Annotated in this window: 17 protein-coding genes; 7 read left to right on the top strand and 10 right to left on the bottom strand. The window is 68.4% G+C overall.

The window, feature by feature from the left end:
• Positions 1 to 26: 26 nt before the first annotated feature.
• The gene (gene murB / locus ACXJLH_RS21980) at positions 27 to 1,100 is read left to right on the top strand and encodes a UDP-N-acetylmuramate dehydrogenase (RefSeq protein WP_056201985.1); all 1,074 of its coding nucleotides are present in this window, start codon (positions 27 to 29) and stop codon (positions 1,098 to 1,100) included.
• Entirely contained in the window at positions 1,097 to 1,915 is an 819-nt protein-coding gene (locus tag ACXJLH_RS21975) for a DNA ligase (protein WP_457446262.1), read from the top strand. The genes murB and ACXJLH_RS21975 overlap by 4 nt, the downstream gene beginning before the upstream one ends.
• A gap of 162 nt (positions 1,916 to 2,077) precedes the next feature.
• On the opposite strand, the gene argG is transcribed toward ACXJLH_RS21975, so the two are convergent.
• Genes argG through ACXJLH_RS21960 form a run of 3 tightly spaced genes read right to left on the bottom strand, consistent with a single transcriptional unit; the run spans position 2,078 to position 4,224 of the window.
• Positions 2,078 to 3,391 carry an argininosuccinate synthase gene (gene argG / locus ACXJLH_RS21970; RefSeq protein WP_457446260.1) on the bottom strand — a complete coding sequence of 438 codons (1,314 nt, stop codon included), beginning with the start codon at positions 3,389 to 3,391 and terminating at the stop codon, positions 2,078 to 2,080.
• 12 nt (positions 3,392 to 3,403) lie between these two features.
• Entirely contained in the window at positions 3,404 to 3,667 is a 264-nt protein-coding gene (locus ACXJLH_RS21965; protein ID WP_457446259.1) for a GNAT family N-acetyltransferase, read from the bottom strand.
• On the bottom strand, positions 3,664 to 4,224 hold the full coding sequence (locus ACXJLH_RS21960) for a YaeQ family protein (protein ID WP_457446257.1): 561 nt from the start codon (positions 4,222 to 4,224) through the stop codon (positions 3,664 to 3,666). Before ACXJLH_RS21960 ends, ACXJLH_RS21965 begins: the two co-directional genes overlap by 4 nt.
• Before the next feature lie 115 nt (positions 4,225 to 4,339).
• On the opposite strand from ACXJLH_RS21960, the gene ACXJLH_RS21955 reads away from it, so the two are divergent.
• The 4 genes from ACXJLH_RS21955 (at position 4,340) to ACXJLH_RS21940 (ending at position 8,975) form a co-directional block, all read left to right on the top strand.
• Positions 4,340 to 5,002: a hypothetical protein gene (locus ACXJLH_RS21955; RefSeq protein ID WP_457446255.1), complete on the top strand. Its 663-nt coding sequence runs from the start codon at positions 4,340 to 4,342 to the stop codon at positions 5,000 to 5,002.
• Positions 5,003 to 5,079: 77 nt separating this feature from the next.
• Positions 5,080 to 7,119 carry a M3 family metallopeptidase gene (locus tag ACXJLH_RS21950; protein WP_457446253.1) on the top strand — a complete coding sequence of 680 codons (2,040 nt, stop codon included), beginning with the start codon at positions 5,080 to 5,082 and terminating at the stop codon, positions 7,117 to 7,119.
• A gap of 63 nt (positions 7,120 to 7,182) precedes the next feature.
• Entirely contained in the window at positions 7,183 to 8,196 is a 1,014-nt protein-coding gene (locus tag ACXJLH_RS21945; protein WP_457446251.1) for a hypothetical protein, read from the top strand.
• Positions 8,193 to 8,975 (top strand): hypothetical protein, encoded by a 783-nt coding sequence (locus ACXJLH_RS21940; protein WP_457446249.1) that lies wholly within the window; start codon positions 8,193 to 8,195, stop codon positions 8,973 to 8,975. Before ACXJLH_RS21945 ends, ACXJLH_RS21940 begins: the two co-directional genes overlap by 4 nt.
• Here the strand turns inward: ACXJLH_RS21940 and ACXJLH_RS21935 are convergent.
• From ACXJLH_RS21935 to ACXJLH_RS21915, 5 genes are read right to left on the bottom strand one after another with little or no spacing between them, the layout of a single operon-like run.
• Positions 8,953 to 9,870: a YeeE/YedE thiosulfate transporter family protein gene (locus ACXJLH_RS21935; RefSeq protein WP_457446248.1), complete on the bottom strand. Its 918-nt coding sequence runs from the start codon at positions 9,868 to 9,870 to the stop codon at positions 8,953 to 8,955. The two genes, ACXJLH_RS21940 and ACXJLH_RS21935, sit on opposite strands and share 23 nt — an antisense overlap.
• Positions 9,867 to 10,979 carry a patatin-like phospholipase family protein gene (locus tag ACXJLH_RS21930; protein WP_457390127.1) on the bottom strand — a complete coding sequence of 371 codons (1,113 nt, stop codon included), beginning with the start codon at positions 10,977 to 10,979 and terminating at the stop codon, positions 9,867 to 9,869. The genes ACXJLH_RS21935 and ACXJLH_RS21930 overlap by 4 nt, the downstream gene beginning before the upstream one ends.
• 52 nt (positions 10,980 to 11,031) lie before the next feature.
• Positions 11,032 to 11,532 (bottom strand): cupin domain-containing protein, encoded by a 501-nt coding sequence (locus ACXJLH_RS21925; RefSeq protein ID WP_457446246.1) that lies wholly within the window; start codon positions 11,530 to 11,532, stop codon positions 11,032 to 11,034.
• A gap of 41 nt (positions 11,533 to 11,573) precedes the next feature.
• Entirely contained in the window at positions 11,574 to 12,356 is a 783-nt protein-coding gene (locus ACXJLH_RS21920; protein WP_457446244.1) for a 3-hydroxybutyrate dehydrogenase, read from the bottom strand.
• Between the two features lie 11 nt (positions 12,357 to 12,367).
• A complete protein-coding gene (locus ACXJLH_RS21915; RefSeq protein WP_457446242.1) occupies positions 12,368 to 13,684 on the bottom strand; it encodes an NAD(P)/FAD-dependent oxidoreductase in 1,317 nt (438 codons plus the stop codon).
• Positions 13,685 to 13,803: 119 nt separating this feature from the next.
• Here ACXJLH_RS21915 and ACXJLH_RS21910 point away from each other — a divergent pair, with 119 nt between their 5' ends.
• Positions 13,804 to 14,700: a LysR family transcriptional regulator gene (locus tag ACXJLH_RS21910; RefSeq protein ID WP_457446240.1), complete on the top strand. Its 897-nt coding sequence runs from the start codon at positions 13,804 to 13,806 to the stop codon at positions 14,698 to 14,700.
• Here the strand turns inward: ACXJLH_RS21910 and ACXJLH_RS21905 are convergent.
• Positions 14,697 to 15,065, bottom strand: a complete 369-nt coding sequence (locus tag ACXJLH_RS21905; protein ID WP_457446238.1) for a YbaN family protein — start codon at positions 15,063 to 15,065, stop codon at positions 14,697 to 14,699. The genes ACXJLH_RS21910 and ACXJLH_RS21905 overlap by 4 nt on opposite strands.
• A gap of 8 nt (positions 15,066 to 15,073) precedes the next feature.
• Positions 15,074 to 15,841, bottom strand: a complete 768-nt coding sequence (locus ACXJLH_RS21900; RefSeq protein ID WP_457324865.1) for an ABC transporter ATP-binding protein — start codon at positions 15,839 to 15,841, stop codon at positions 15,074 to 15,076.
• Between the last annotated feature and the right edge of the window lie 216 nt (positions 15,842 to 16,057).

Here is a 16,057-nt window from a genome sequence, read left to right as displayed (position 1 = left end):
CGCGCAAACCATCCAAAAATTGTCCCATGTCCACGCAGTTACAGACCCCCTCGAACGGAGTGCCGCTCCCCCTCCATATAGAGGCGGACGTCAATCTCAAGCCCTACAACACCTTCGGCCTGCCGGCCGTGGCGAAGCGCCTGGTGCGCATCCGCGAGGCGGCCGACGTCCGCCGCGTCGTCGATCACCCCGAACTGGGCCGTGCGCCCAAGTTCGTGCTGGGCGGCGGCAGCAACCTCGTCTTGACCAAGGATGTCGATGCCGTCGTGCTGAAGGTGGAAATTACCGGCATCCGGCTGTTGGAAGCGCGCGACGACGCCTGGATCGTCGAGGCAGGTGCCGGCGTCGTCTGGCATGAGCTGGTCACCTGGACGCTGGACCACGGCTACCCAGGCCTGGAGAACATGGCGCTGATCCCCGGCACGGTGGGGGCCGCACCGGTGCAGAACATCGGCGCCTACGGTATCGAGGTCAAGGACCGGCTGGAGGCCGTCGAGGTCATGGATCTCATCACCGGGCGGCCGGCCCTGCTGCCGGCGGAGGTCTGCCGCTTCGGCTACCGCGACAGCGTGTTCAAGCACAGCGACTTCGGCGGTCTGGCGGGCAAGAGCGTCATCACCCGTGTGCGCTTTCGCCTGCCCCGGCCCTGGCAGCCGGTGCTCGGTTACCTCGAAATTGAACGCAAGATGGCCGAGACCGGCATCACCGCGCCGGATGCGCGCCAGATCTACGACTGGATCTGCGCCGTGCGCCGCGCCAAGCTGCCCGACCCGGCCGTCATCGGCAATGCCGGCAGCTTCTTCAAGAACCCGGTCGTCACGGCCGAGCAGTGCCGCGACATCATTGGCCGCGACCCCGGCATCGTTCACTATCCCATGCCCGACGGAAGCGTGAAGCTGGCCGCCGGGTGGATGATCGACGCCTGCGGCTGGAAGGGGAAGACAGTGGGCGGAGCGGCGGTTTACGAAAAACAAGCCTTGGTGCTGGTCAACAAGGCGGACGCGCGCGGCGCGGAAGTCGTGACGCTGGCACGGGCCATCCAGGAGAGCGTCTACGGGCGCTTTGGCATCCGGCTGGAGCCGGAGCCGGTCGTCCTATGAGGCTGACCCGGCGTGCACTCTTGGGCCTGCTGGGGGCTGCCGGGCTTCCAGCTTGGGCGCTGGAGCCGCTGCTAGCGCGCAATGCGCCGGCCGGCATCGACCCGCGGCCCTATCTCGTCAGCGAGAAGTTCGATGGCGTGCGGGCGTTGTGGGATGGGCAGGCTTTGAAGTTCCGCAGCGGTCGCACCGTCGCTGCGCCGGCCTGGTTCCTGGCCGAACTTCCCAGGCAGCCGCTCGACGGTGAACTGTGGATGGGGCGGCGCAGCTTTGATGCGCTATCGGCGGCCGTACGGCGCACCGAGCCGGTGGACGCCGAATGGCGGCTCGTCAGCTATCGCGTCTTCGAGCTGCCAGCGGGCGACGGGGATTTCGAGCGGCGCGCGGCCAAGCTCGCGACGATGGCCGGCGGCGTCGTCATGCCGGTGCAGCAGCAGCGCCTCAACTCCAACGCCGAACTTCGGGCCAGGCTCAAGCAGGTGGTCGACGCCGGTGGCGAGGGCCTGATGCTGCACCGGGCCGACGCGCCGCTGGCCTCGGGCCGCAGCGACCTGCTGCTCAAGCTCAAGCCGCTGGCGGATGCCGAAGCCGTTGTCGTCGGCCATGAGCCGGGCAAGGGACGGCTGGCGGGTCAGCTGGGAGCACTGGAGTTGCAGACACCCGAGGGCCAGCGCTTCAAGCTGGGCACCGGCTTCAGCGACGCCCAACGCCGCGACCCGCCGCCCATCGGCTCGACTGTCACCTATCGCTATCGCGACCTGACGCCGAGTGGCAAGCCGCGCTTTGCGAGCTTCCTGCGGGTGGCCGAGGCGTTCTGAAGGCTTGTTAAAGCCAGCTCAGCAGCTTCTGCAACCACAGAGGCAGCGGGCGGCCGGGGACGTAGTTCTGGCGGTACTGGCTGTGCATGGCGGGCTCCTCAAAAGCGAATACTGTTGATTTATACAGTATTCACCCGGGCCTCGCCAGTGTTCAGCGGGAAATTACTCGAGCCTGGGCAGCCCGCCGCCGGCCAGCAGGCCGACACCGGTGTAGATGCCCAGCTTGCCGCGCGTGTCGCTGATGTCGAGATTGCGCATCGTCAGCTGGCCGATGCGGTCGGCCGGGCTGAAGGCGCCTTCGACCTTTTCCATGCTCAGGCGCTCGGGCGCATAGGTCAGGTTGGGGCTCTGGGTGTCCAGCAGCGAATAGTCGTTGCCGCGGCGCAGCTCGATGGCCACCTCGCCGGTGACGGCGCGGGCGATCCAGCGCTGGGCGGCCTCGCGCAGCATGATGGCCTGCGGGTCGAACCAGCGGCCCTGATAGAGCAGGCGGCCGAGCTTGCGGCCGTTGTCGCGGTACTGCTCGATGGTGTCTTCGTTGTGGATGCCGGTGACGAGACGCTCGTAGGCGATGTGCAACAGCGCCAGGCCCGGGGCCTCGTAGATGCCGCGGCTCTTGGCCTCGATGATGCGGTTCTCGATCTGGTCGCTCATGCCCAGGCCATGGCGGCCGCCGATGACGTTGGCCTCGGCCAGCAGGGCCACCGGATCGCGGTACTCGACGCCGTTCAGCGCCACGGGCACGCCTTCCTCGAAGCGCACCGACACCGTTTCGGCCTTGACGACCACGTCATCGCGCCAGAACGCCACGCCCATGATGGGGTTGACGATCTTGATGCCGCTGTTGAGGTGCTCCAGGTCCTTGGCCTCGTGCGTGGCGCCCAGCATGTTGGAGTCGGTCGAATAGGCCTTCTCCGCGCTCATCTTGTAGGCGAAGCCCTTCTCCGTCATGAAGGCCGACATCTCGGCGCGGCCGCCCAGTTCATCGATGAAGGTCTGGTCCAGCCAGGGCTTGTAGATCTTCAGCGCCGGGTTGGTCAGCAGGCCGTAGCGGTAGAAGCGCTCGATGTCGTTGCCCTTGTAGGTCGAGCCGTCACCCCAGATGTTGACGCCGTCGGCCTGCATGGCCGCCACCAGCATGGTGCCGGTCACGGCGCGGCCGATGGGCGTCGTGTTGAAGTAGGTCACGCCGGCGGTGCTGATGTGAAAGGCGCCGGCCTGCAGCGCGGCAATGCCTTCGGCGACCAACTGGGCGCGGCAGTCGACAAGAACGGCCTTCTCGGCGCCGTACAGCATGGCCTTGCGCGGGATCTCGTCGTAGTCCGGCTCGTCGGGCTGGCCGAGGTTGGCCGTGTAAGCGTAGGGCAGGGCGCCCTTGAGCTTCATCCAATGCAGGGCTGCGGAGGTGTCGAGGCCACCGGAGAAAGCGATGCCGACCTTCTGGCCAACGGGAACGGATTGCAGGATCGTGGACATGGTGAGGGTCTCTTAGACGAGGTTCTGCCACTCGGGGTGGCGCTGGATGTAGAGCTGGACGTAGCTGCAGGCGGGCACGACCTTGAGGCCTTCTTCGCGGGCCCATTGCAGGCCGGCCTCAACCAGCTTGGCGGCGAGACCTTGGCCACGATAGGCCGGCGGCACGCCGGTGTGGGTGAACACGACGCGGCCGGCGCTCAGCTCGTAGTCGAGCACGCTGAGGGGCGTGGTCGGCAGCGTGAAGCGCTGGTGGCCGGGTTCGTGCTGGGGCGTCATTCGGTGGGCGCCTTCAGAGCAACCGGGTGGACCTCCACCGATGCGTTGGCGGTCGACACGTAGACGCTGCCGTCCTGGATGCTGATCTGCAGCTGCATGCTGCGTTCGGCCAGGGCTGCCAGGGCCTGGGACTGCTCGGCGGGAATCTGCCATACGGCCAGGCGTGGCGCGCGCGTCAGCTTGTTTTCGATGCCGCTCCACCACACCGGCGTGCTGGATGCGAAGCTGTAGACGCTGACGCGGCGGGCGCGGCCATGGGCCTTCATCAGACGGCGTTCGTCGGGCTGGCCGAGGTCGATCCAGTGCTGCAGCTCGCCCGTCAGGTCGGGTTGCCAGAGATCGGGTTCGTCCACGTCGGACAGGCCCTTGGTGAATTCGAGCCGGCCGTTGAGATCGTCGGCCGGCACATTCAGTGCATAGGCCAGCACGCGGATCATCATGCGCTCGTCGGTCTCGCTCGGGTGGCGGGCGATCGTGAGGGCATGGTCGCCGTAGACATGGCGGTCCATGTCGGCGATCTGCAGCTGGGCTTTGTGGATGGTGGCTTTGAGCGCCATGGGGAAGGGGCCGGGGCCCCTGTAACGAAGAGCAGCCGAGGATTATCGCGGCGAAGCCTCGTGGCATCATTCCGCCTCCCGCTTTGAACCTTCGCAACCCGGTTGCGCCCTCTTCATGAAACGCATTCTTCTTACGTTGGCCTTGGGTCTCGCTGTCTCCGCCCAGGCACAAGTCACCACCAATTCCAAGGCCAAGGTCGACCCGAAGAACAACAAGGTCAGCAACCCGGTTGTCGAGAAGCCCAAGGCCAAGCTGATGTCGCGCGACGAATTGCGCGCCTGCATCACCCAGCAGGACAACAACAGCAAGGAAGCCGAGGCCATCAAGGCCGAGCAGGCTTCCTACAAGGCCAATGCCGACAAGCTCAAGTCGGAGAAGGCCACCCTTGAAGCCGCCGAGGCCGTGCTGGGCAAGCAGATCGCCGACGTGAAGGCCGAGAAGGAGGCCATCCTGAAGGCGCACGAGGCGCTGACGGCCGAGGCCCCCAAGCTCGAGAAGGCCGAACTGAAGGCTCGCAACGACGCCTATACGGCGCGCACCACGGCTTTCGGCACGGCGGTCGAGGCCGTCAAGGCCGCGGACGCCGAGCAAGGCATCAAGCGCAAGGGCTTCTCTGACAAGGTTGACGCACTGGATGCCCAATTCAAGGCCATCGAGGAGCGCACCGAGAAGCACTTCGACGCCAACGACAAGTGGAAGGCCGAGTGCCAGAACAAGGCCTACGACGAGAACGACGAGAAGGCCATCCGCAAGGAAAAGGCGGCCGCGGGCAAGTGATCCGCGCCGTTCACTGACCCTTGCAAGCGGGCCGCCTCCGGCAGGAAGCGGCCCTTTTTGTTTCCCGAGGACTTGGCATGAGCAACCCGCTGCTGCACGACTGGGCCGGCCCACACGGCCTGCCGCCCTTCGCCGACATCACCCCGGCGCATTTCCAACCTGCCTTCGACGCCGCGCTGGCCGCCCACAGCGCCGAGATCGACTCCATCGCTGCACAGGCCGCGGCGCCGGACTTTGCCAACACCGTGGCCGCCTTCGACGCCGGCGGCCGCCAGCTCACCCGGCTTGAGCACCTCTTCTACACCCTGGCTGCCTCGGCCACCTCGCCCGAACTGCAGGCCGTGCAGCGCGCCCTGGCCGCGCCGCTGGCCGAACATGGCAGCGCCATCTACATGCACCAGGGCTTGTTCGCCCGCATCGATGCCTTGTTCGAGCAACGAGAGCGCCTGGGGCTGTCGCCCGAGCAGCGTCGGCTGCTGGAGCGGGTGCATCTGGACTTCCTGCGCGCCGGCGCCCGGCTGGCGCCCGAGGCGCGCACCCGCTACGCCGCAGTGATGGCCCGCCTGGCCGAACTGAACACGCGCTTTGCGCAGAACGTGCTGGCCGCAGAGAGCGGCTACCAACTGCGGCTGACGACCGAGGAGGAGCTCGCCGGCCTGCCCGGCTTCGTGCGTGCCGCCGCCCGCCAGGCTGCCGTCGACCGTGGCCTTCAAGAGGGTGTCCACGTCATCACGCTGTCGCGCTCGTTGATCGTGCCCTTCCTGTCCTTCAGTGCGCGGCGCGACCTGCGTGAGCAGGCCTGGCGTGCCTGGGTCGGCCGCGGCGACGACACCGGTGACACGGACAACCGAGAAATCTGCCGTGAGATCCTCGAGCTGCGCGCCGAGCAGGCGAAGCTGCACGGCCATGCCTGCTACGCCGACTATGCGCTGGAAGACACCATGGCGCGCAGCCAGGGCGCCGTCATGGGCCTGCTGGAGCGCGTCTGGCACCCGGCGCTGGCCGCTCAGGCCCGCGAGCGCGAGGCGGTACTCGGTGCCATGGCCGCGGCCGGTGCCACACATGAACTTGAGCCCTGGGACTGGCGCTTCTACGCCGAGCAGGCCAGGCGCGCCCGCTTCGAGCTGGACGAGGCCGAGGTCAAGCCCTACTTCTCGCTGGAGCGCATGGTGGCGGCGATGTTCGACTGCGCCAGCCGGCTCTTCGGTCTGCAGTTCAAGGCGCGGCCCGACCTCGCCGGCTACCACGCCGACGTGCGCGCCTATGAGGTCTTCAACGCCGACGGCAGTCTGCGCGGCCTTTTCCTGCAGGACAACTTCGCTCGCCCGACCAAGCGCAGCGGCGCCTGGATGAACGCGATGCGCAACCAGAGCCGCGCGCTGGGTGCGACGCCGGTCATCCTGAACAACAACAACTTCGCCCGCGGCGCCGCGGGCGAGCCCACGTTGCTGAGCTTCGACGATGTCCGCACGCTCTTCCACGAATTTGGCCATGGCCTGCACGGCCTGCTGTCCAGCGTCGAGCATGAGCGCCTGGCGGGCACTCAGGTGCTGCGCGACTTTGTCGAGCTGCCCTCCCAGCTCTACGAGCACTGGATGGCCGAGCCCCAGGTGCTGAAGACCTTCGCCCGCCACTGGCAGACCGACGAGCCGCTGCCCGATGCGCTGCTCGCCAAATTGCAAGCCGCGCGCCAGTTCGGCCAGGGCTACGAGACTTTGCGCTACACGGCCAGCGCCCTCGTCGACATGGCGGTTCACGCGCTGCCCGCCGCACCTGATGACGTGGTTGCATTCGAGCGCGAAACGCTTGAAAAGTGGCAGCTGCCCAGCGAGGTCGGTGTCAACCACCGATTGACCCACTTCCAGCACCTGTTCAGCAGCGCCGGCTATGCGGCGGGCTACTACGTCTACCTGTGGGCGGAGGTGCTGGACTGCGACGCCTTCGACGCCTTCGTCGAGGCCGGCAATGTGTTCGACACGGCGGTGGCCGCGCGGCTGCGCGAGTGCATCTATTCGACCGGCAACAGCCGCGAACCGGGTGAGGCCTTCCGCGCCTTCCGCGGCCGTGATCCTGTTGTCGAGCCGATGCTGAAGGACAGAGGCCTGCTGCCGGCCTGAGGTAAAACCTCGGTTGTCACGGTCGCCCTGCGTGCGATCCGGGCGTTACCAGGGAGTTCAAAAATGTCCAAACATCACATCGGCCTGTCGGCCACCGTCCTCGCCTGCCTGTTCGGCCTCGCCGCCTGCGGCGGTGGTGGCTCTGGCGGCGCGCAAAGCGGCCCCACGCCGACCGAGTCCACCATGCTCGGCATCAGCGCGAGCAACTACCAGGTGGTGGGCCAGTCCGCCGTGTCCAGCGCCTTTTTCCTCAATGACACCGGCGGCGTGTTCACCGGCGCTGAGACGGGTGGCGACCCGCGCCTGCTGCGCCATGCCGTCGACACGGCGCGTCGCGCCATGCGGGTGGCCAGCGGGCGCCAGGCTCTGCTGGCAGGCGCCGAGGTGCGCGAGACCGTGTCCTGCAGCCAGGGTGGCAGCCTGTTGGTGAGCGTCAACGACGGCAACAACAACGGCAACTTCGACCTCGGCGACAGCCTCACCATCGACGCGCAATCCTGCAAGGAGGGCGGCGACGTCATGCAGGGCCGCATCGCGCTGAGCGTGCAGGCCCTCGCCGGCGTCTACGACAGCAGCAACTACAGCGCGACGCTGGCGATGACGCTGACAGCCTTCGGCGTCACGACAGGCAGCGACATGGCCCAGGGCGACGGCACGATCACATTGACGGTCAGCCAGACCCCTGCCGGCGTGGGTGAGGTGACGCTGGCCACCAGCCGCCTCGTGCTGAGCGGTCGCGCTGGCGGCCAGAATTTCACGATGACGCTGACGGACACCAAGCTGGCGCTGCGCATCGAGCCCATCAGCGGCAGCCTGCGCACGAGCATCAGCTACAACAGCAGCCTGGCCAGCAGCAGTTTGGACAACAAGCAGGTGCTGATCACGACGCCCCAGCCCCTCATCATCATCGGCGACAGCGCCTACCCGAGCAGCGGCCAGCTGATGGTCAAGGGCCATGCGAGCTCGACATTGCGCATCTCCGCCGTGAATGGCAGCCAGGCTCGGCTGGAACTGGATGCCGAGGGCGACGGCAACTACGAGACGCAGATGCTGAAGACCTGGACCGAGCTGGAGTGAGGGGCGCCGTCACACTGGCCCTGCTCGCAGGGCTGCTGGCGCCGGCCGCGCGGGCCGATTCGCCGTGGCAGGCCGAGCTGGCGGGCCAGCAGGAATGGCAGCAATGGCGTGAAACCGCCAGCGACGGCCGCCGCCTGCTGACCGAAGACGGTCGGCTGAGCGGCCTGGCCGCCACCTGGCGCTGGGCGCCGCCGGCCTCGGCCACGGCGGCCTTGCGGGTTGGCGTGTTGCGCGGAGCGCGCGACTACCGAGGCTTCAGCAACCAGGGCAATGAGGTGCAGACGCGCAGCGATGTCGCCCATGACTTCATTCGCATCGAGGGGGGCCTGGCGCCACAGCCGCTGATCGCCGGCTGGCAGGGGCAAGCCCTGGCCGCCGCCGAATTCTGGCAGTGGCGCCGGCGCCTGCGCGACGCCGGCAGCGTCAGCGGCTATCCCGAGCGCTATCGCCAGGGTCTGCTGCTGCTGGGCCTGCAGGCCAACAGCGAATCGGGCTGGCGGATGGGCATCGAAGCCGGTGGTGGCCCCCATGGCCACAACCGCGTGCAACTGCCGGGGCGCGACCCAGCCGAGCTGCCTCTGGGCAGTGCCCGTGCCTGGCGGGCCAGCGTGGGCGACGCCCTCGTGCCGGGATGGCGCTGGGCCTTGACGGCCGAACGCCTGACGCTGGACGCCGGCGATGAGCGCCCCGTCACGCTGCAGGGCGTACCGCTGCAGTCGGCCCGCCAGCCGCACACGGCGCTGCGCCGCCTGCAGCTCAGCCTCGTCTGGACCGGCTAGCCCATTGGGCCAGCGCGATGACGGCGCACATCGTCGCGAAGGCCATCCAGGCGTAGGGCCACAGCAGAGGCAGGCCGAGCAGGATCAGGCCGTCATTGCCACCGGGGATCAGCAGGCTGCCCCAGCCCATCAGCAGGCCGCCGATCAGGCAACGCACCAGGCCGGCCGCGCTCGGCGGGCGGGCCTTCAACAGCCCGGCGTGCCAGCCGCCGAAGATGGCGCCGGCCAGCAGGCAGGCGAAGAGGGTGAGTCGCGCGGCGCTGCGCATGGTCATGCCGTGGGCCAGCTCGGCCAGCGCGTCGGTGTAGGCCCAGGCGCCTTCGAGCAGCAGCAGTGCCAGAAAGCTCAGGCCGATGGAGACGGTGGCCGTGTGCGGCGTCCACCACGGCTGGCGCCTGCGCACGAAGGCGCGCCACAACGCAAAGGCGGCTAACACCAGCCCCAGCGCGGCGGGTGCCACCCACAGCGGTGATCCGGCCGGCAGCGGTTGCGGCCGGACCGCGGCGAACAGGCCATCCACGCTGGCGCAGCCGACATAGAAGCCCAGCGGCGTTGCCAGATAGGCCCACTCGCCATTGCCCAGCCGCGCGATGGCGCCGAAGACGCAGGCCTGGTTGACGAAGGCGCCCAGGCCCAGCAGGGCGGCGCCCAGCAACGTCCAAACGGTCAGTGCAAAGGGCGCGGGCAGGATTGGTTGGGGAAGAGGCAGCAAGCGCAACAACAGCAGTCCGCCGGCCACCCACAGCGAGGCTTCCAGCAGGCTGCGCAGGCGGCTGGCCTTGCGCTGGTCAACGAGTTCGCCCACGGCGGCGACCGTACAGGTGGCGCCGCGCTGGATGGCCGCGCCCATCAGCAGCGCGCAGGCCGCGGCGCCGGTGAACGCCAAAAGGTTCATGCCGCCTCTTCCAACACGTGCTCGATGACGCCCTCGATCGGGTCCACCGGCGCCTGCCAGGGCGCGCGCTCGATCATGCGGCGTGCGTCAACCAGGCCTGCGGAGCGGCGCGCCTTGACGCCGGCGGGCGTGAAGTCGATGTCCTTGGTGTGGTCTTCGCCCTCGATGCGCGGCGCCAGCAGATGAGCCACGTGCATGGTGGTGCCGCAGCCCCAGGCGGTGAGCTCCTTGGCGCCGCGCTGCTGCGCGGGCGACAGCAGGCCGCCGAGCTCGCGAATGATGTGGCGCAGCCGGTGGATCTGCTTCTGGCGGGTGATGTGGCTGTCGGCCCGGCTGGCGTACTGGATGTCCTTCTGACGGCCCATCACCTGCCAGATCGACTCAGGCTGCGGCGCCGTCTGGTGCCAGACGTTGACGGCAAAGATCAGCGCGTCGCGGCGCGGGTTGTCGTCCAGCACGGCCTCGATGGGCGTGTTGGAGTAGAGGCCGCCATCCCAGTAGGCCTCGCCGTCGATGACGACGGCCGGGAAGGCCGGCGGCAATGCGCCTGAGGCCATGACGTGCTCCAGGCCGACGGGTTCTTCGCGCGAGTCGAAGTAGCGCATCTGGCCGCTGCGCACATTCACCGCGCCGACAGTGAGGCGCATGCCACCGCGTTGCAGTTGCTCGAAGTCGACCAGGCCGCGCAGTGTCTCGCGCAGCGGCTCGGTGCTGTAGTAGGACGCCTTGTCCACGCCCAGCTGCGCCTGGCTGCCGCGCAGGGCCGCCAGGTTGGGCTCGAAGAAGGCCGGGATGCCACGCATCACCGTCGTCATGTTGGCCATCAGGTTGCCCATACCCAGCCAGTCCAGCGGCCCGGCCAGGCGGTTCTGCTGCTCGACGTGGCGCCAGAAGTCGTTGAGCCTCTCCATGCGCCGCTCCGGTGGGTTGCCGGCGATCAGCGCGGCGTTGATGGCGCCGATGGACGTGCCGATGACCCAGTCCGGCTCGATGCCGGCTTCGTGCAGCGCCTGGTAGACGCCGACCTGGTAGGCGCCCAGCGCACCGCCGCCCTGGAGCACCAGGACGACCTGCGGACGCGATGTGGGAGAAGCATTCTTGGTGGCCATGGTGGGTCTCGGCTGGGTAGGTGGGCGTGGGTCGGCGGGCTGGGGCGCGGGCTTACATGTGTTCCTTCATCGTGGCGGGCTTGCCGTCGTTGACGATGTCGGCGATGGTCAGCTCGACCGGTGCGTTGGTGCTGTTCTTCCACCAGTGCTTGGTGCCGAGGAACTCGCGCGAGATGTCGCCGGCCTTGTGCAGGATGGGCACGGCGCATTTGCTGGAGTTCTCGTAGATCTCGCCGCTGTTGACCATGATCAGCGCGGGCCGGTCCTCGTGGCTGTGGAAGGGCACGACGCCACCGGGCGCAACGGTCATGTGGCGCATGCGCAGGCGGCGCTGGGCCAGGTGCACGCTCTCCTTGGCCAGGTCGATGGACGCCAGCTCGGTGTCGGTCACGCCGATGGGGGCCGTGGCGGCGTCAGCCAGCGCGTTGGCCATGACCTTGTCGGCGGGGCAATCGCCTGCGTGCGCGCTGCCGCCTGCCAGGCTGGCGACGAGGGCGGCAACGGCGGCCACGAGGTGGCTGAAGCGGGAGGTGTGGGTGCGAATGGTCTTCATGGGGTGCTCCTGGAGCGTTGGGGGGAAGGGGAGGAGAAAAATCACTGCGCCGTCCAGCCACCCTCGATGGGCAGCACGGCGCCGGTGATGGAGGCGGCGTCGTCGGAACAGAGGAAGGACGTCAGCGCCGCGACCTGTTCGACGGTGACGAATTGCTTGGTGGGCTGGGCGGCCAGCAGCACGTCGCGGATGACGGCCTGCTCGCTGATGCCGCGGGCGCGGGCGGTGTCGGGGATCTGCTGCTCGACCAGCGGTGTCAGCACATAGCCCGGGCAGACCGCGTTGACCGTGATGCCGGCCTCGGCCAGCTCCAGCGCCACGGTCTTGGTGAAGCCAGCCACGCCGTGCTTGGCCGCCACGTAGGCCGACTTGTATTTGCTGGCCACCAGCGCATGGGCCGAAGCCACGTTGACGATGCGGCCCCAGCCCTTCTTCTTCATGGCCGGCACGGCCAGGCGGGTGGTGTGGAAGCCCGCACTGAGGTTGATCGCCAGGATGGCGTACCACCTGTCGACCGGGAACTCTTCGACCGGCGCCACATGCTGGATGCCGGCGTTGTTGACGAGCAGGTCGATGGCGCCGAACTCGGCAATCGCCTTGCCCATCATGCGGTCGATCTGGTCGGGCTGGCTCATGTCGGCCGGGTCGTAGCGCACCTGCACATCGTGCTGCTCGATCAGGGTCAGGCGCAGTTTCTCGATGTCGTGCGGGTCGCCGAAGCCGTTGAGCACGACGTTGGCGCCCTGGGCGGCCAGCGAGCGGGCGATGCCGAGGCCGATGCCCGACGTGGAGCCGGTGACGAGGGCGGTCTTGCCGATGAACATGACGGTTCTCCTTACTTGGAAACTGAAGGGGGTGGGGTGCCGCGGTCAACCTCGGTCGTGCGGGTGAAGCGCAGGTGCGTGATGTCGAGCGGGAAGAACAGGCCCCAGGTCCACTCGACCCAGATGCGCGTCTTGCGGCCCAGCGTGGGCATGCGCAGCAGGTAGTAGCCGCGCCACAGCAGCCAGGCGGGCAGGCCGGAAAGCCGCAGGCCGAACAGCAGCGCCACGCCCTTGAGGTGGCCGGTCGTGGCCATCATTCCGCGGGCGGCATGAGCGAAGGGCCGGGTCGGCTGGCCGCTGAGGCAGCGCAGCAGGTTGTCGGCGAGGGCCTTGGCCTGGGCGACGGCAAACTGCGCCGTCGGTGGACAGCTCTGGCCGTCGTGGGCGTTGGGTTGGGCGGCACAGTCGCCCAGCGCCCACAGGCCGGGCTCGCCTGACACGCGGCCGTCCGGGCCGGTGGCGATGCGGCCGCGCTGCAGCGGTAGCGCCAGCGCCTCCACCAGCGGGTTGGGGCGGGTTCCGACGGTACAGACGACGGTCGCGCTGGGCAGCTTCTGGCCGTCGGACAGTTCGACGGCATCGGCGCAGATGCGCGCCGCCCGCGTGCCGCAGCGCACGTGCACACCGCGGCGCGACAGCGAGCGTGCGGCGGCGTCGCCCAGGGCCGGCGGCAGTTCGGGCAGCAGGCGGTCGCCGTCGTGCAGCAGCGTGATGCCGAAGCCGGCGGCGCGGGTGCGTGGGTAGTGGCGGCTGGCGCTCTTGACGAAGTCGGCCAGCGCGCCGGCCACCTCGACGCCGGAGAAGCCGCCGCCGATGACGACGAAGTGGGCGAGGGCCCGCCGCTGCGTCGCGTCATCGCAGAGCTCCATACGAGCCAGCGCCTGCAGCACGCGGTTGCGGATGTGCATGGCGTCGCCCACCAGCTTCAGCGGCAACGCGTGCTCGGCCATGCCGGGCAGCAGGTCCAGCCGGGCGCGCTGGCCCAGGGCCAGCACGAGGTGGTCGTAGCCGAATGTCAATGGGCCGTGCAGGGTGTCGCAGGTCAGGCGCTGCGCGGCCTTGTCGATGCGGCTGACGGCGCCCATCACAAAGCGCACGCCGGGCAGCATCTCGCGGATGGGTGCCACCACATGCTCCGGAAAGACACCCGCGCCGACCACCTCGGGCAGCATGGGGTTGAAGGTGGTGTAGCTCTCCTCGCTGATCAGCAGCAGCTGCCAGCCAGCGGGCAGGCGGCCATGCAGGGACTTGGCCAGCGTGGTGCCGGCAAAGCCGCCGCCGATGATGGCAAGCGTGCGGACTGGCGGGTTAGGTGCTGTGGTGGACATGGCGGCTGGAGGATGCGAGGGCCGCAGTGTCTGGATCGCCGCGTCAGCCGTGAAATCTCATCAATTCATGACCCGATGCGTGTCGGTTATCGCGGTTTGTGTAAGGAAACCACCGGCCCGTGCGACCGCCGCGCATGGAGCTCTACCAGATCCGCTACTTCCTGGCCGTGGCCGAGACGCTGAACTTCACGCGCGCGTCGGAGCGTTCCTTCGTGTCCCAGCCCGCGCTGACCAAGGCCATCCAGCGCCTGGAAGAGACCATCGGCGGGCGGCTGTTTGACCGCACCAAGAACTCCGTGCAGCTCAGCGAGCTGGGCCAGGCCATGCTGCCCAACTTCCGCCAGATCTTCGACACCGCCCAGGCCGCGCGCGAGCAGGCGCGCCGTTTCAAGCGCGACAAGCGCGAGGTGGTGCGCGTCGGCGTCATGTGCACCATCGACTTCCATCAGGTGCTGCCTGGCTTTGTCGAAAGCCAGGATCGGCATGCCATCGAACTGCATTTCCGCGAAGGCAACCTGGAGGCGCTGACCGACGAGCTGGACCGCGGCGACGTCGATATCGGCATCATGTGCTCGCCTTATGAGACGCCGCGCCGCTTCGAGGCGCAGATGCTGTTCCTCGAGGACTACGTCGTCGCCATCGGCGAGGACCATCGCTTCAGTGGCCGGCAGACCATTGACATGGCCGAGCTGGATCGCGAGCGCTACTGCGAGCGCATCTACTGCGAGTTCTCCAGCTATATCGAGCGCCTGCTGATTGATCGCGGCGTGCGGCTGGAGGTGGTGCAGCAGTCCCACCGCGAGGACTGGATTCAGGCCTTCGTGCGCTCCAACTTCGGCGTCGCCTTCATGCCCCGGTCCATCGCCGACGCCGCCGGGCTCATGCATGTGCGCACGGCCGACTGCCCGATCGTCCGAGAGGTCAAGCTGCTGGTGCAGTCGGAGCGGCCGCTGAGCACGGCGCAGCAGGCCGTCATCGATTCACTGGTGGCCCACGACTGGCGGCCGGCGGCCTAGGTTTCCGGGCGGCGCCACAGCCAGATCGCCACGGCGGCCATCATGGCGGGCACGGCGATCTTCACGGCCAGCGGCGCCGGTGTCAGCACCAGCATGACGGCACTGCAGGCCATCATCACGACCGCCAGCCACTTGGCGCGACGCGGCACGGCGCCGCGCTCGCGCCAACGGCGGATGCCGGGGCCGAAGTGCGCGTGGTTGAGCAGCCAGGTCTCCAGCGCCGGCCAGCCCTTGCCGGCCGCCCAGGCGGCCAGCAGCAGGAAGGGCACCGTCGGCAGCACCGGCAGCACGACGCCGATCATGGCCAGCACGAGGCTCAGCACCGCCAGCGCGCGCCACAGCAGTCGGGCCAGCGCGCGGTGCATGCCGCTGCCTACTTCAACCCGCCGCTGAGGAACTGCTGCAATCGCTCGCACTGCGGGCGCAGCAACATTTCCTTGGGGTTGCCTTCCTCTTCGACCTTGCCCTGGTGCAGGAACAGGCAGTGGTTGGAGACCTCGCGCGCAAAGCCCATTTCATGGGTCACGACGATCATCGTGCGGCCTTCCGCCGCCAGGTCGCGCATGACCTTGAGGACCTCGCCGACCAGTTCCGGGTCCAGCGCCGACGTGGGCTCGTCGAACAGCATGACCTCGGGGTCGACCGCCAGCGCCCGGGCAATGGCCACGCGCTGCTGCTCGCCGCCCGACAGCTGGGCCGGGTAGACGTTCGCGCGATGCGAGACGCCGACGCGCGCCAGCAGCGCCTGCGCGCGCTCGATGGCCTCGGCCTTGGGCTTGCCCAGCACGTGGATGGGTGCCTCGATGACGTTCTCCAGCACTGTCATGTGAGCCCAGAGGTTGAAGTTCTGGAACACCATGGCCAGCTTGGCGCGCCACAGCTGCAGCTGCTGAGGCGAGGCGGCCTTCAGCGTGCCGTCGCGGTCGCGGGTCAGCTTCAGCGCTTCGCCGCACAGGCTCAGTTCGCCTTCGTTGGGCTGTTCCAGCAGGTTCAGGCAGCGCAGGAAGGTGCTCTTGCCCGAGCCCGAGGACCCGATCAATGTGACGACATCGCCGCGACGCGCCGCGAAGGAAATGCCCTTGAGCACCTCGCGATCACCGAAGCGCTTGTGGATGTTGGTGGCCTGGAGTTGGATCGTCATTTCAGTTTCTCTTTGCGGGCCGAACGCAGGGCCGCTCCCAAGCCGGCCCGCGCTGGCGATGTGCTCGCGGCTCGATGCCGCGAGCATCGCCGTCCCCCAGGGGGCTGAGGCCGGACACATGGCGCCCTGCGGGCGGCATGTGCCTGCCGAAGGGCTGCGGCACATGCCGCAGCGCGGTCTGCAAGACCGACCGGACCTGCCCGCGTTCAGCGCGGC

The sequence above is a fragment of the Roseateles sp. P5_E4 genome (assembly GCF_054049255.1).
This window is presented reverse-complemented; position numbering and strand designations above follow the sequence as displayed.

Bases quoted from the DNA above. Each gene is read 5' to 3' on its own strand.
- ACXJLH_RS21960 (WP_457446257.1), bottom strand. From the start codon at position 4,224: ATGGCGCTCAAAGCCACCATCCACAAAGCCCAGCTGCAGATCGCCGAC.
- ACXJLH_RS21950 (WP_457446253.1), top strand. From the start codon at position 5,080: ATGAGCAACCCGCTGCTGCACGACTGGGCCGGCCCACACGGCCTGCCG.
- ACXJLH_RS21935 (WP_457446248.1), bottom strand. From the start codon at position 9,870: ATGAACCTTTTGGCGTTCACCGGCGCCGCGGCCTGCGCGCTGCTGATG.
- ACXJLH_RS21920 (WP_457446244.1), bottom strand. From the start codon at position 12,356: ATGTTCATCGGCAAGACCGCCCTCGTCACCGGCTCCACGTCGGGCATC.
- ACXJLH_RS21925 (WP_457446246.1), bottom strand. From the start codon at position 11,532: ATGAAGACCATTCGCACCCACACCTCCCGCTTCAGCCACCTCGTGGCC.
- ACXJLH_RS21930 (WP_457390127.1), bottom strand. From the start codon at position 10,979: ATGGCCACCAAGAATGCTTCTCCCACATCGCGTCCGCAGGTCGTCCTG.
- ACXJLH_RS21915 (WP_457446242.1), bottom strand. From the start codon at position 13,684: ATGTCCACCACAGCACCTAACCCGCCAGTCCGCACGCTTGCCATCATC.
- ACXJLH_RS21905 (WP_457446238.1), bottom strand. From the start codon at position 15,065: ATGCACCGCGCGCTGGCCCGACTGCTGTGGCGCGCGCTGGCGGTGCTG.
- ACXJLH_RS21900 (WP_457324865.1), bottom strand. From the start codon at position 15,841: ATGACGATCCAACTCCAGGCCACCAACATCCACAAGCGCTTCGGTGAT.
- argG (WP_457446260.1), bottom strand. From the start codon at position 3,391: ATGTCCACGATCCTGCAATCCGTTCCCGTTGGCCAGAAGGTCGGCATC.
- ACXJLH_RS21975 (WP_457446262.1), top strand. From the start codon at position 1,097: ATGAGGCTGACCCGGCGTGCACTCTTGGGCCTGCTGGGGGCTGCCGGG.
- ACXJLH_RS21955 (WP_457446255.1), top strand. From the start codon at position 4,340: ATGAAACGCATTCTTCTTACGTTGGCCTTGGGTCTCGCTGTCTCCGCC.
- ACXJLH_RS21965 (WP_457446259.1), bottom strand. From the start codon at position 3,667: ATGACGCCCCAGCACGAACCCGGCCACCAGCGCTTCACGCTGCCGACC.
- murB (WP_056201985.1), top strand. From the start codon at position 27: ATGTCCACGCAGTTACAGACCCCCTCGAACGGAGTGCCGCTCCCCCTC.
- ACXJLH_RS21945 (WP_457446251.1), top strand. From the start codon at position 7,183: ATGTCCAAACATCACATCGGCCTGTCGGCCACCGTCCTCGCCTGCCTG.